Consider the following 12,185-nt stretch of genomic DNA (forward strand, 5'->3'; position numbering starts at 1 on the left):
CCCTCCCCCCAAGCCCCTTCTCTGCGGGAGGGAGTGACGACGGTTTGCCGCGTTGCGGCTTCGGTTTGTGCGAGGCGCTCACAGCCGCTCTACCAGCATGGCGCCGCCCTGGCCCCCGCCGATGCAGATGGCGGCCATGCCCTTGCCGCCGGGTTTGAGGCTGTGCAGCAGATGCAGCACGATGCGGGCGCCGGAGGCCCCCACCGGATGGCCCAGGGCGATGGCGCCGCCGTGAATGTTGAGTCTTTCCTGATCCAGCTCGCCCAGGGCCCCGGGCAGGCCCAGATGGGTCCGGCAAAAGTCTTCGCTGCGCCAGGCGGCGAGGCAGGCCAGCACCTGGGCGGCGAAGGCCTCGTTGATTTCCCAGGCGTCCACATCGTTGAGACCCAGGCCCTGGCGTTGCAGGATGGGGGTGGCGGCGTGGACCGGCCCCAGGCCCATCCGCGCCGGGTCCAGGCCGGCCCACTGGCAGTCGAGGATGCGGCCCAGGGGTTGCAGTTTCCAGCGCTCCACGGCCGCCGCCGAAGCCAGCAGCACCAGGGCTGCGCCATCGGTGACCTGGGAGCTGTTGCCGGCGGTGATGGTGCCGTAGTTGCGGTCGAACACGGGCTTGAGCTTGGCCAGGCGCTCCGGGTTGGCATCCGCCCGCAGTCCGTCATCGGCCTCGTAGGCGCTGCCGGCGGCGTCCAGCAGGGGCGCCAGTTCCCGGGCGATCAGCGCCTGCGCCGCCAGGGCCCGCTGGTGGCTGCGCACCGAGTAGGCGTCCATTGCTTCCCGGCCGATGCCAAACTCCCAGGCCAGGTTCTCGGCGGTCTGGCCCATGGAGAGGCCCACCACCGGGTCGGTGAGGCCCTTCAGCAGACCCAGCACCGGCGCCAGGTGAGCCGGGCGCAGGCGCCCCAGCAGGGCCAGCCTGGGGCCCAGGCCCCGGGCTGATTTCCAGTCCACCAGCCAGCGCACCATGGCCTCGGAAAACAGCAGGGGCGCATGGGAGAGGGCGTCGCTGCCGCCAGCCAGCACCAGCTCGGCGCGGCCGCGCTGGATGTCGGCCAGGGCCGAATCGATGGCCTGCATGCCGCTGGCACAGTTGCGCATCACCGTCCAGCCCGGCACCTTCTCGCCGCAGCCCAGGCGCAGGGCGAGGATGCGGCCGATGTTCATTTCATCGGGCGCGGGGGCGGCGCAGCCCAGGATCACTTCGCTCAGATCCTCCGGCGCGAAGGGCTGGCGCAGCAGCAACGGGCGCCCGGCCTGTACCGCCAGATCGGCGGCAGCGAAGGGCCCGGGGCCGCCCCGGGCCTTGAGGAAGGGAGTGCGCAGGCCATCCACGACATAAATGGGGGTGCCGTTCATGATGCCGCTCCCCGGCGGGTGCCGAAATCGAAGGGAAAATCATCCACCTTCACCACGATGTCCCGCAGCCGGTCGCGCCGGGCCAGCAGGGCGTACTCCCCATCGTTCACCACCCTGGCCCCGTGGGCGGCGAGGGCCAAGTCACGGACATTGGCCTGGGGGTTGCCTGCGAACAGGCCCTGCTTTTCCGCTTCCCGTATCTTCGCCTCCACGGGTTCCGCCGCCAGAGTGGCCAGCAGGGCCAGTTCGAGAGCGCCCAGGGGGTCGTCCTCGCCGCCGGGGCGGTGGCAGGCGGCGGTAAGCCGGTCCCGGCTGGGGGAGGGGGCGATCAGCAGGCGGGCCACCTGATGGCCCAGTTCATCCGAGGGCACCACGTAGGGATGGCCGAAAGGAAACAGCATCAGGCGCAGACAGAAGGCCACGAACCGGTTGGGATAGTTGGCGATGACGCCGTCGAAGGCCTGCTGGGCCTGATACATGGCATCCCATACCGCCCAGTGCAGCAGGGGTGCGTCCGCCGCCTGGCGGCCCTCGTCCTCGTAACGCTTGAGGGTGGCGGACATCAGGTACATCTGGGACAGGATGTCGCCGAGCCGGGCCGAGAGTTTTTCGCGGCGCTTGAGGCCGCCCCCCAGCACCATCAGGGAAATGTCGCAGAGGAAGGCGAAGGCGGCGGAAAAACGTGTCAGTTGCTGGTAGTAGCGGCGGGCCTCCGCTGCCGCGGCATCCGGCACCCGGGCGAAGTGGGAGCCGGTGAGGCCGTGGCCCAGGGCGCGCAGTCCGTTCTTCAGGGCATGGCCCAGATGGGCGAAGAGCAGTCGGTCGAAGGCCTTGAGGCCGGCGGCCGGATCGGGATCGGCGGCAGCCTGCATCTCCTTCAGCACATAGGGATGGCAGCGTATCGCTCCCTGGCCGAAGATGATCAGGCTGCGGGTCAGGATGTTGGCGCCCTCCACGGTGATGCCAATGGGGATCTGCTGATAGGCGCGGCCCAGGAAGTTGGAGGGCCCCAGGCAGATGCCCTTGCCTCCCAGCACGTCCATGCCGTCATTGACCACACGGCGGGCCCGCTCGGTGACGTGGTACTTGGCGATGGCGGAGACCACGGCGGGTTTCTCTCCCAGGTCCACCGCGCCGGCGGTCAGGGTGCGGGTGGCGTCCATCAGGTAGGTGTAGGCGCCGATGCGGGTCAAGGCTTCCTCCACGCCTTCGAAGCGGCCCACGGCCATGCGGAACTGGCTGCGCACCCGGGCGTAGGCGCCCACGGCCCGGGCCGTCATCTGGGCCATGCCCACATTGGAGGAAGGCAGGGAAATGGCCCGGCCCGCCGCCAGGCACTCCATCAGCATGCGCCAGCCCTGGCCGGCGGTGGCCGGGCCGCCGATGATGAAGTCCAGGGGCATGAACACATCCTGGCCCCGGGTCGGGCCGTTCATGAACACCGCGTTGAGGGGCTGGTGGCGCCGCCCCAGTTCCACACCGGGATGGTCGTGGGGCACCAGGGCGCAGGTGATGCCGATGTCCCTTTTGTCTCCGAGCAGGCCGTCCGGGTCGTAGAGATGGAAGGCCAGGCCCAACAGGGTGCACACCGGGCCCAGGGTGATGTAGCGCTTGTCCCAGGTGACCCGCATGCCGATCACTTCCCGGCCCTGCCACTGCCCCTTGCAGACGATGCCCGCATCGGGAATGGCGGCGGCATCGGAACCGGCCCAGGGGCTGGTCAGGGCGAAGGCCGGCACCTCCAGGCCCTGGGCCAGCCGGGGCAGGTAATGGTTCTTCTGGGCCTCGGTGCCGTAGTGCAGCAGCAGCTCCGCCGGCCCCAGGGAGTTGGGCACCATCACCGACACTGCCAGGGCCGAGGAGCGGGTGGACAGGCGGGTCACCACCTGGGAATGGGCATAGGCGGAAAAGCCCAGGCCACCGTATTGCTTGGGAATGATCATGCCCAGGAAGCCCCGGGACTTGAGGTAGTCCCAGGTCTCCGGCGTCAGGTCGAAGCTTTCGTGGGAGACCTGCCAGTCATCCACCAGGGCGCAGGCCGTTTCCACTTCCCGATCGAGGAAGGCCTGCTCCTCGGCGCTGAGGGTCGGCCGGGGATAGGACAGCAGCACGGCCCAGTCCGGACTGCCGCTGAACAGCTGTCCCTCCCACCAGACCGTGCCCGCCTCCAGGGCATCCCGCTCGGTGTCGGACATGGGCGGGAGGATGCGTTTATAGACCTTGAAGACCGGCCCGGTGAGCAGCCAGCGGCGCAGAGGAGGCAGCAGGAGCACGGCCACCAGGATGACAAGAAGGAGGGCAGGCAGGCTATCGGACAACGTCATGACGGGCCTCTGGCTTTCTGACGGATTTTCCGAGGGGAGCGGACGACATCGCTCCAGCATGTCCTGATTCTAGATGCTTGAATGGCATCCGGAAAAGCAAACGCCCCGCACAAGGCGGGGCGTCTGTTGCTGCTGAGGCCTGGGGTTCAGGCGCGGCGGGACATTACATGCCCATGTCCATGCCGCCCATACCACCCATGCCACCCATACCGCCCATGCCACCCATGGAGGGCTTGTCTTCCGCCAGTTCAGCGACCATGCAGTCGGTGGTGAGCATCAGGCCAGCCACGGAAGCGGCGTTTTGCAGAGCGGTACGCTCGACCTTGGTGGGGTCCAGCACACCCATCGCCACCATGTCACCGTACTCGCCGGTGGCGGCGTTGTAGCCGTAGTTGCCCTTGCCTTCCATCACCTTGTTGATCACCACGCTGGGCTCGTCGCCGGCGTTGGCGGCGATCTGACGCAGGGGCTCTTCCAGGGCGCGCAGCACGATCTTGATGCCGGCGTCCTGCTCGGGGTTGTCACCCTTGACGGACACGGTGGAGCGGGCACGCAGCAGGGAAACGCCGCCGCCGGGAACGATGCCTTCTTCAACGGCAGCGCGGGTGGCGTGCAGGGCGTCTTCGACGCGGGCCTTCTTTTCCTTCATTTCCACTTCGGTGGCAGCACCGACCTTGATCAGAGCCACGCCGCCGGCCAGCTTGGCCACGCGCTCCTGCAGCTTCTCGCGGTCGTAGTCGCTGGAGGACTCGTCGATCTGCTTGCGGATGGCAGCCACGCGGGCCTGGATGCCAGCTTCGGTGCCGGCGCCGTCGATGATGGTGGTGTTTTCCTTGCCAATCTCGACCCGCTTGGCCTGACCCAGATCCTGCAGGGTGGCCTTCTCCAGGGACAGACCCACTTCCTCGGCGATCACGGTGCCGCCGGTGAGGATGGCGATGTCTTCCAGCATGGCCTTGCGACGATCGCCGAAGCCGGGAGCCTTGACGGCCACGGTCTTGAGGATGCCACGAATGTTGTTCACCACCAGGGTGGCCAGGGCCTCGCCGTCCACATCTTCAGCGACGATCAGCAGGGGACGGCCGGACTTGGCCACCTGCTCCAGCACGGGCAGCAGGTCGCGGATGTTGGATATCTTCTTGTCGAAGAGCAGGACAAAGGGATTGTCCAGGATGGCGATCTGCTTGTCCGGGTTGTTGATGAAGTAGGGGGACAGGTAGCCGCGGTCGAACTGCATGCCTTCCACCACGTCCAGCTCGTTGTCCAGGGACTTGCCGTCCTCGACGGTGATCACGCCTTCCTTGCCAACCTTGTCCATGGCCTTGGCGATGATGTCGCCGATGTTGGCGTCGGCGTTGGCGGAAATGGAGCCCACCTGGGCGATTTCCTGGCTGGTGGTGCAGGGCTTGGACAGCTTCTTCAGCTCTTCGATGGTGGCGATGACCGCCTTGTCGATGCCACGCTTCAGGTCCATGGGGTTCATGCCGGCGGCCACGTACTTCATGCCTTCGCGGACGATGGCCTGGGCCAGCACGGTGGCGGTGGTGGTGCCGTCACCGGCCACGTCGGAGGTCTTGGAAGCCACTTCCTTGACCATCTGGGCGCCCATGTTCTGGAACTTGTCCTTGAGCTCGATTTCCTTGGCCACGGACACACCGTCCTTGGTCACGGTGGGGGCGCCGAAGGAGCGCTCCAGCACCACGTTGCGGCCCTTGGGGCCCAGGGTCACCTTGACGGCATCGGCCAGGATGTTGACGCCTTCAACCATGCGATGGCGAGCGGAATCGCCGAACTTGACTTCTTTAGCAGCCATTGTTGTTTCTCCTTGAGTTCTTTAGGTTGGGACGATGGCCGATCAGGCCTCGATCACGCCCATGATGTCTTCTTCGCGCATGACCAGCAGCTCCTCGCCATCGACCTTGACGGTCTGGCCGGAGTACTTGCCGAACAGCACGCGTTCGCCCACCTTGACGGCCATGGCGCGGACCTTGCCGTCTTCCAGGATCTTGCCGGCGCCCACGGCGAGCACTTCGCCCTGGTCGGGTTTCTCGGCGGCGGAATCGGGAATGACGATACCGGAGGCCGTCTTGCGCTCGTCTTCGATACGCTTGACGATCACTCGGTCATGCAAGGGACGGATTTTCATGGATATATCTCCTTGAGGGATGACATGGAAAGCGGCTGGGCCGCACAGAAAAATGAGTCGGCGGGTGGTCAGGCGGAACCGCCAGTAACTTAGCACTCACCATCGACGAGTGCTAATAATAGGGGCGGCCCTCAGGGATTTCAAGGGGTTTTTGAATCAGGGCCTGTTTCAGTAGATCCCCCACCCCACGCCGCCGACTTTGGCGTGAGAGGGGCAAGACAGGGAGAAGCCGCCCCATGCCGACTCCATGGCAGCGGCCGATTCCGCTTATCATGCCCGCGCCGCATACCTGTCACCCCTGAGCACGATGCTCGATCCCAGCCTGCTGCCTTCCCTGTTGTTCCTTTTGCTGGCAGCAGCCTTCGCGGGCTTTGTTGACGCGGTGGTGGGAGGAGGTGGCCTGATTCAGGTTCCCGCACTGCTCTCGACCTTGCCGCGGGAATTGCCGGCCACGCTGTTTGGCACCAACAAGCTGGCCAGCATCTTCGGCACCCTGAACGCCGCCTGGCGCTACGCCCGGCGGGTCCGCATGCCCTGGCGGACGACACTGCCGGCGGCCTTCGCCGCCTTCCTGTGCTCCTACGCTGGCGCGGCGGCGGTCGCCTGGCTGCCACCGGACATGCTTCGGCCCCTGATTCTCGGCCTGCTGGTGCTGGCGGTCATCCACACCTTCCGGCGCAAGGACTTCGGCGCCCTGCACCGCCCCGCCCATGCCGGTGGTCGCGAATTGGCCTACGCCACCGTGCTGGGCGGAATCATCGGCTTCTATGATGGTTTCTTCGGGCCGGGTACCGGCAGCTTCCTGATTTTCCTGTTCGTCCGCTTTTTCGGCTTCGACTTCCTGCACGCCTCAGCGGCGGCCAAGGTGGTCAACGTGGCCACCAACCTGGCCGCCCTGGGCTATTTCGTGCCCGCCGGTCATTGGCTGCCGACCCTGGCGCTGCTGATGGCGGTTTGCAATATTGGCGGTTCCTGGATCGGCACCCACCTGGCACTGAAGCACGGCAGCGCATTCGTCCGACGACTGTTTCTCGCCGTGGCCGTGCTGATGATTCTGCGCTACGCCTGGGATACCCTGCATCTGTCCTGATCGGGCAGATGCAGGGTGGCCAGGATCACTTGACCTTCACATTGTTCAGGGCACTGATGTCGAAGCCCGGCAGCGCCATCTGGGGCGTCTTGCCACCATCCACCGGCAGGATCACGCCGGTGATGTAGGAGGCTTGGTCGGACCCCAGGAAACAGACCGCCTCGGCCACTTCTTCTGCTGCGCCATGGCGCAACATCGGGATGGAGGCGGCAACAGCATCCTGGGCTGCCTCATTCTTGCGGAAGGCCGCGTTCATGCCGGCGGTGACGGTGGAACCGGGGGCCACCACGTTCAGGCGAACGTTGTAGGGTGCCGCTTCCATGGCCACGCACTGGGTGAACTGATTCACCGCCGCCTTGGAAGCACCATAGGCGCCGGAGGCCAGACCCGCCCGCAGGCTGCTGACGGAGGAGATGTTGATGATGGAGCCAGAACGCTGCTTCATCATGATCTTCAGGGCCTCGCGGCAACTGATGAACACGCTGTCCACGGAAGCCGTGAAGTTGGAACGGAAGTCCTCGATGGTCTGGTCCACGATCATGCCGCCCTTGACCGAAGGGGCGTTATTCACCAGCACGTCGAGCCGGCCGAATTCCTGGTGAGTGTCATGGATCAGCTTGATGAAACCATCCAGGTCGTTGACGTCCAGTTCCACGCTCTTGAACTTGCCACCATTGGCATTGATGGCGTCCGCCAGTTCATCCAGCTTGGGCTTGCGCCGGGCGCAGCCGATCACGGTGGCGCCCTCGTCGGCGAACTGTTTGGCGCAGGCACGACCTATGCCCAGGCTGGCGCCAGTCACGATTACCACCCGACCTTCGAAACGTCTGTTCATGGCTGATTCCTTTCTCTCTTTTTGGTACATCAGTCCTACAAAAGAATTCATTGTAGCCGGATTCTCCAAGAACGTGGAGAGGGGGGGTAACGTGCAAAAGCATCAGTGTCGCAGCGAGGTGCCGACGCTGGCAGGCGTCAGGCCGGATTGGGGCAGAGACAGGGGAATATCCCATCCCGCCTTGGGCACGGTCTCGTGCAACAGGCGGATCAGGGCATGGAGCCCGTCGTCGTCCAGGGTCATGGTCTCCCCGGCCCCGCTGCCGTCAAACAGGCCCAGCACATGGCGCCCGTCGGCCTGATGGCCATGCTGGATCGTGACCACCAGGCGCACCGGCGCGATGAGGGAAATCGGCGGGGCCTGCTGCACCTCCTGGCCGCTCCGGGCTTTTTCGTGATCCATGGCCAGCAGCCAACGCCGAGCCTCGGTCCCGGCGCCGGGAATCACGCCGTGCTCCAGCATGGACCAGAGGACAGGCCAGAGCAGGATCGTGACACGGCGTGTCAGCCAGAAGCCATAGCACTGTCCATCCAGATCCAGACGCAGCAGCAGGCGATCCTCGATGGGGTCGTGACTGAGTTGCAATTGCATGGGTTAAATCGGAAAAGAAGCAGCAGGCACGCTATTCCTTGAGCACCGCCTCCAGAGTGGCCAGGAATTCCACCGGTCCCTGGTAGCCGGTGACCCGGAGATCCTTCCGTTCCTGTCCCGGACGAGGAAAGAAGGCGATGCCCGGCGGGCCGAAGAAATCGAAACGTGCCAAGAGGGCCTTGTCTTCGTCACTGTTGGCGGTGACATCGGCCTGAAGCAGGAGCATCCGGTCCATGCGGGCGCGCACGGCCGGATCGCTGAAAGTGTTGCGCTCCATCTCCTTGCAGCTCACACACCAGTCGGCATAAAAGTCCAGCATCACCGGACGATCGGCGTTTTTCAGCAGGCCGTCCAGTTCGACACGGCTGCGCACAGGAATGAAGCGGGGCGAGTGGTCGCTCGTGCCCTGGCTGATGCCGACTCCACGCAGAAAACTCAGGGGTTGCAGGGGGTCCCGGGCGCCGCCCAGGACGCCGATCACCAGGGCGCTGCCGGCCAGCAGCAGCAGGACCCCCAGGCCCTTCCAGAAGCGGGGCCAGCCCCGGGCCTGGGGCGGCAGGGGGTCCAGGGCATGGAGGTAAATGGCAGGCACGATCAGAAGAGCGGCCCAGCCCAGCATCACCAACCAGGCCGGCAGCACCGGCGAGACCAGCCACAGGGCGGTGGCCAGCAGCACCACGCCGAAGAATTTTTTCACCGCCTCCATCCAGGGTCCGGTCCTGGGCAGCAGGGAGCGGGAGAACAGGCCCACCGCCAGCAGGGGAACACCCATGCCCAGGGCCATGGTGAACAGGGCTCCGCCACCCAGGGCGGCATTGCCGGTCTGGGCGATGTAAAGCAGGGCGCCGGCCAGGGGAGCCGCCACGCAGGGGCCGACGATCAGGGCCGAGAGCACGCCCATGATGAACAAGGCCGGCAGGGAACCGCCACGCCGGTTGGCCGTGTCGGACAGGCGGCTTTGCAGGGCGCTGGGCAGTTGCAGTTCGTAGAAGCCGAACATTGAAAGGGAGAGCGCCACGAAAACCAGGGCGAAGCTGCCCAGCACCCAGGCATTCTGCAAAGCGCTGGAAAGCAGGGTGCCGGTGTAACCGGCCGCCACGCCGGCCAGGGCGTAGGTCAGGGCCATGCCCAGCACATAGACCAGGGAAAGGGCAAAGGCCCTGCCGTGGGTCACCGCGTGGCCGTGATTGACGATGATGCCGGAGAGGATGGGCACCATGGGCAGCACGCAGGGGGTGAAGGCCAGCAGCAGGCCGAAGCCGAAGAAGCTGGAAAGCACCAGCCAGTAGCTGCCGTGGCTCAACAGCCGGGCGATGCGGGAGCTCTCGCTGACCGGCGCGGGAGCAGGGCTCAGGCCTGGCGCCTGGCCGGCGCTGGCGAGGTCAAGCAGGGCCTCGTGGTTCTGGGGCGGATAGCAGATGCCCATGTCGGCGCAGCCCTGGGACACGGCCTTGAGGGTGACGGGGCCGCTGACGTTTTCCACGGGCAGGCGCACCACCACCTGGCGGTGATAGACCTCCACCTTGCCAAAGCCCGGATCGTCCTTCATTTCCCCCGGGGGGAATTCGGCCGCGCCCAGTCGGGCACTTTCAGGCTCCAGTCGGAACTTGAAGCGATCCCGGTAAAGGTAGTAGCCGTCGGCGATCAGCCAGCGCGCCTCGATGATCCTGGCATCCACGGCCACCGCCGAGAACTGGAAGGCCTGTTCCGGGGCCAGGGGCTCGGCGGCCCGCAGTAACGGAGAAATCAGGAAAGAGAAAAGGAAGGGCAGCAGGAAGCGGATCAGCATGGGGTTCCAGTATCGGTTTCGTCGGCGACCCAGGCCAGGTAGCCCGGTAGTCCCTGTGTCACAGGGACCGCGATGATCTCGGGAAGTTCATAGGGATGCGCGCCCCGGATCGCCTCCTCCAGGTCCGGATAGCGGGCTCGGGTGGTCTTGATCAGCAGGGGCACCTCCTCCGCCCTCTCCAGGGTACCTTGCCAGCGATAGACCGAAACGCAGGGCGCCAGGATGTTCACGCAGGCTGCCAGGCGCCGCTCCACCAGTAGGGCCGCCAAGGCCTGGGCGGTATCCTTGTCGGGAAGATTGGTGATGACCAGCAGGGTACTCATGGGGGAATTCTAACTGGACCTGGAAATAGGCGCCTGTTGGGGCCTTATCGTCCCCTTGGCCGGGATGGACTGTTCCTACAATGACCGGGGTATTTCCTTGGACAAGGGGGATGGGCATGGAGGGGCAGCCGGGGAGCGGGCCAGTGAAGCGGGGCGGCAACGGGGACAAACCCGAAACCGTGGACGCGGCTCGGGATCAGGAACAGCGGGAGGCCGGCGGCCTGGCCGATGCCAGGCAACTGCTGACCCGAGAGCAGGAGGCCCTGGAACTGGCGAATCGACGCCTCGCCGCCGAGTCCCGTGCGCGCCAGTACGCTGCGGAAAGGGCGCGAACCGAGGCGGCGACAGAATTGCTGGCCCAGCAACGCCTTGACGCCAGCCGCCGGGCCCGGGATGAGGCCCGGGCCAAGAAGCTGGCCGACGAGGAAGCCCTTTCCCTGGTACTGATCCGGGTTCGCACCGAACAGACCCTGGCCAACCAGGCCGAAGCCCAGGCCGAGGCCGAGCGGGCGGCGGAAATGATCGCCATCCAGAAGCGCAGCGCGGAACTGGAAGCCACCAAGCTTGCCCAGCGCCGGAAGGAAGCGGACATCGCGGCGGCCCAGGCGGCCCAGGCCCGAGCCGAGGCCGATCGCCAACTGGAGGCCGCAGCCCGTGAACGGGGAGAGGCCGAGGCCCGTGCGGCGGAGGCCGCCCAGGAACGACACCGCAGCGCGAGCGTGGCCCGGCTCACCGCCAGCGCCCGCCGCCGCGCCCGCTGGCAAGCCTTCTGGGCCGGCAGCCGCTTCCAGCCCCTGGCCGTGGTGGCGATATTGGCCTTGCTGGCTGGTTTAGCTGGCGGTGCTTATTTGGCCACCGGGGGACTAGGGTTTCCCCCGTCCTTGCGCCAGACGGGAGATGGCCCGCCCCTGCGGCTTGAACACCGGCTGGATGCCCTGCCTTCGCGTTAAAACAACAGCCGCCGCCGCGCCAGTTTCAGGGCCAGGGCAAAGGCCGCCAGGGCCGTGACGGCCAGCACCACCAGATGCAGGGCAATCTGTTCCGGCACCTGACCCAAGGAAAGAGGCCGCACCAACGCCACGGCATGGGTCAGGGGCAGGGCCTGGGCGATGGCCTGGACCGGAGCCGGTAGTTGCTGCAAGGGAAAGAACACCCCCGAGAGCAGGGTCATGGGGGTAATCAGCAGGGTGAAGTAATACATGAAGAAGTCGAAGGACGGTGCCAGGGCCGTGACGATCAGGCCCATGGCGGCGAAGCACAGGCCCACCAGGAACAGCAGGGGCACCACCCAGAGGATCAGGGGTGAATGCAAAAAACCCAGGATGCCCATCACCGCGATGATCGCCAGGCCCGAGAGCACGGCCTTGCTGGCGGCCCAGATCCATTCCCCCAGCAGCACATCCTCCAGGGCCAGGGGCGCGTTGAGGATGGCGTCCCAGGTGCGCTGCACCTGCATCCTCGAGAAGGCTGAATAGAGGGCCTCGAAGGTGGCGCCGTTCATGGTGCTGGCGCAGATGGAACCGGAGGCGATGAAGACGATATAGGGCATGCCCTCCACCTGGGATACCAGACTGCCCAGGCCGTAACCCAGGCCGAACATGTAGATCAGCGGGTCGGCCAGGTTGCCCAGCACCGAGGTGAAGGCCATCTTGCGCCAGACCAGGAAGTTGCGCCGCCAGACGGCGATCCAGCGCAGGGGCGAAAGGGGCATGGCGGCGCTGCTCATGAGTGTCG

Annotated in this window: 11 protein-coding genes; 2 read left to right on the plus strand and 9 right to left on the minus strand. The window is 66.0% G+C overall.

Features of this window, described 5'->3' with window-relative positions; translation table 11 throughout:
* Positions 1 to 78 precede the first annotated feature (78 nt).
* The 4 genes from DENOEST_RS17945 to groES all read right to left on the minus strand — a co-directional run bounded on the left by DENOEST_RS17945 (position 79) and on the right by groES (position 5,823).
* Positions 79 to 1,353 carry an acetyl-CoA C-acetyltransferase gene (locus DENOEST_RS17945; protein ID WP_145770442.1) on the minus strand — a complete coding sequence of 425 codons (1,275 nt, stop codon included), beginning with the start codon at positions 1,351 to 1,353 and terminating at the stop codon, positions 79 to 81.
* Entirely contained in the window at positions 1,350 to 3,677 is a 2,328-nt protein-coding gene (locus DENOEST_RS17950; protein ID WP_183148281.1) for an acyl-CoA dehydrogenase, read from the minus strand. The genes DENOEST_RS17945 and DENOEST_RS17950 overlap by 4 nt, the downstream gene beginning before the upstream one ends.
* 163 nt (positions 3,678 to 3,840) lie before the next feature.
* Positions 3,841 to 5,490, minus strand: a complete 1,650-nt coding sequence (gene groL, locus DENOEST_RS17955) for a chaperonin GroEL (protein ID WP_145770441.1) — start codon at positions 5,488 to 5,490, stop codon at positions 3,841 to 3,843.
* A 42-nt stretch (positions 5,491 to 5,532) separates the two neighbouring features.
* A complete protein-coding gene (groES, locus tag DENOEST_RS17960; RefSeq protein WP_145770440.1) occupies positions 5,533 to 5,823 on the minus strand; it encodes a co-chaperone GroES in 291 nt (96 codons plus the stop codon).
* A 247-nt stretch (positions 5,824 to 6,070) separates the two neighbouring features.
* On the opposite strand from groES, the gene DENOEST_RS17965 reads away from it, so the two are divergent.
* Complete coding sequence (locus tag DENOEST_RS17965) at positions 6,071 to 6,913, plus strand: sulfite exporter TauE/SafE family protein (RefSeq protein WP_332068237.1); 843 nt, start codon at positions 6,071 to 6,073, stop codon at positions 6,911 to 6,913.
* Between the two features lie 25 nt (positions 6,914 to 6,938).
* Here the strand turns inward: DENOEST_RS17965 and DENOEST_RS17970 are convergent, their stop codons facing one another.
* The 4 genes from DENOEST_RS17970 to cutA form a co-directional block, all read right to left on the minus strand.
* A complete protein-coding gene (locus DENOEST_RS17970) occupies positions 6,939 to 7,748 on the minus strand; it encodes an SDR family NAD(P)-dependent oxidoreductase (RefSeq protein WP_145770439.1) in 810 nt (269 codons plus the stop codon).
* Between the two features lie 102 nt (positions 7,749 to 7,850).
* Positions 7,851 to 8,339: a hypothetical protein gene (locus DENOEST_RS17975; protein ID WP_145770438.1), complete on the minus strand. Its 489-nt coding sequence runs from the start codon at positions 8,337 to 8,339 to the stop codon at positions 7,851 to 7,853.
* 31 nt (positions 8,340 to 8,370) lie between these two features.
* Positions 8,371 to 10,128: a protein-disulfide reductase DsbD gene (gene dsbD, locus DENOEST_RS17980; RefSeq protein ID WP_145770437.1), complete on the minus strand. Its 1,758-nt coding sequence runs from the start codon at positions 10,126 to 10,128 to the stop codon at positions 8,371 to 8,373.
* Positions 10,122 to 10,451: a divalent-cation tolerance protein CutA gene (cutA, locus tag DENOEST_RS17985; protein WP_145770436.1), complete on the minus strand. Its 330-nt coding sequence runs from the start codon at positions 10,449 to 10,451 to the stop codon at positions 10,122 to 10,124. Before cutA ends, dsbD begins: the two co-directional genes overlap by 7 nt.
* Positions 10,452 to 10,567: 116 nt before the next feature.
* On the opposite strand from cutA, the gene DENOEST_RS17990 reads away from it, so the two are divergent.
* Complete coding sequence (locus tag DENOEST_RS17990) at positions 10,568 to 11,401, plus strand: hypothetical protein (protein WP_145770435.1); 834 nt, start codon at positions 10,568 to 10,570, stop codon at positions 11,399 to 11,401.
* On the opposite strand, the gene DENOEST_RS17995 is transcribed toward DENOEST_RS17990, so the two are convergent.
* A complete protein-coding gene (locus tag DENOEST_RS17995; RefSeq protein WP_183148282.1) occupies positions 11,398 to 12,177 on the minus strand; it encodes an ABC transporter permease in 780 nt (259 codons plus the stop codon). The genes DENOEST_RS17990 and DENOEST_RS17995 overlap by 4 nt on opposite strands.
* Positions 12,178 to 12,185: the final 8 nt, after the last annotated feature.

The sequence above is a fragment of the Denitratisoma oestradiolicum genome (assembly GCF_902813185.1).
GTDB lineage: Bacteria > Pseudomonadota > Gammaproteobacteria > Burkholderiales > Rhodocyclaceae > Denitratisoma > Denitratisoma oestradiolicum.

What these genes read in the sequence shown, in the direction of transcription:
- DENOEST_RS17965 (WP_332068237.1), top strand. Translation starts at nt 6,071, where the DNA reads ATGGCAGCGGCCGATTCCGCTTATCATGCCCGCGCCGCATACCTGTCA.
- DENOEST_RS17995 (WP_183148282.1), bottom strand. Translation starts at nt 12,177, where the DNA reads ATGAGCAGCGCCGCCATGCCCCTTTCGCCCCTGCGCTGGATCGCCGTC.
- cutA (WP_145770436.1), bottom strand. Translation starts at nt 10,451, where the DNA reads ATGAGTACCCTGCTGGTCATCACCAATCTTCCCGACAAGGATACCGCC.
- DENOEST_RS17945 (WP_145770442.1), bottom strand. Translation starts at nt 1,353, where the DNA reads ATGAACGGCACCCCCATTTATGTCGTGGATGGCCTGCGCACTCCCTTC.
- DENOEST_RS17970 (WP_145770439.1), bottom strand. Translation starts at nt 7,748, where the DNA reads ATGAACAGACGTTTCGAAGGTCGGGTGGTAATCGTGACTGGCGCCAGC.
- DENOEST_RS17950 (WP_183148281.1), bottom strand. Translation starts at nt 3,677, where the DNA reads ATGACGTTGTCCGATAGCCTGCCTGCCCTCCTTCTTGTCATCCTGGTG.
- DENOEST_RS17990 (WP_145770435.1), top strand. Translation starts at nt 10,568, where the DNA reads ATGGAGGGGCAGCCGGGGAGCGGGCCAGTGAAGCGGGGCGGCAACGGG.
- groL (WP_145770441.1), bottom strand. Translation starts at nt 5,490, where the DNA reads ATGGCTGCTAAAGAAGTCAAGTTCGGCGATTCCGCTCGCCATCGCATG.
- groES (WP_145770440.1), bottom strand. Translation starts at nt 5,823, where the DNA reads ATGAAAATCCGTCCCTTGCATGACCGAGTGATCGTCAAGCGTATCGAA.
- DENOEST_RS17975 (WP_145770438.1), bottom strand. Translation starts at nt 8,339, where the DNA reads ATGCAATTGCAACTCAGTCACGACCCCATCGAGGATCGCCTGCTGCTG.
- dsbD (WP_145770437.1), bottom strand. Translation starts at nt 10,128, where the DNA reads ATGCTGATCCGCTTCCTGCTGCCCTTCCTTTTCTCTTTCCTGATTTCT.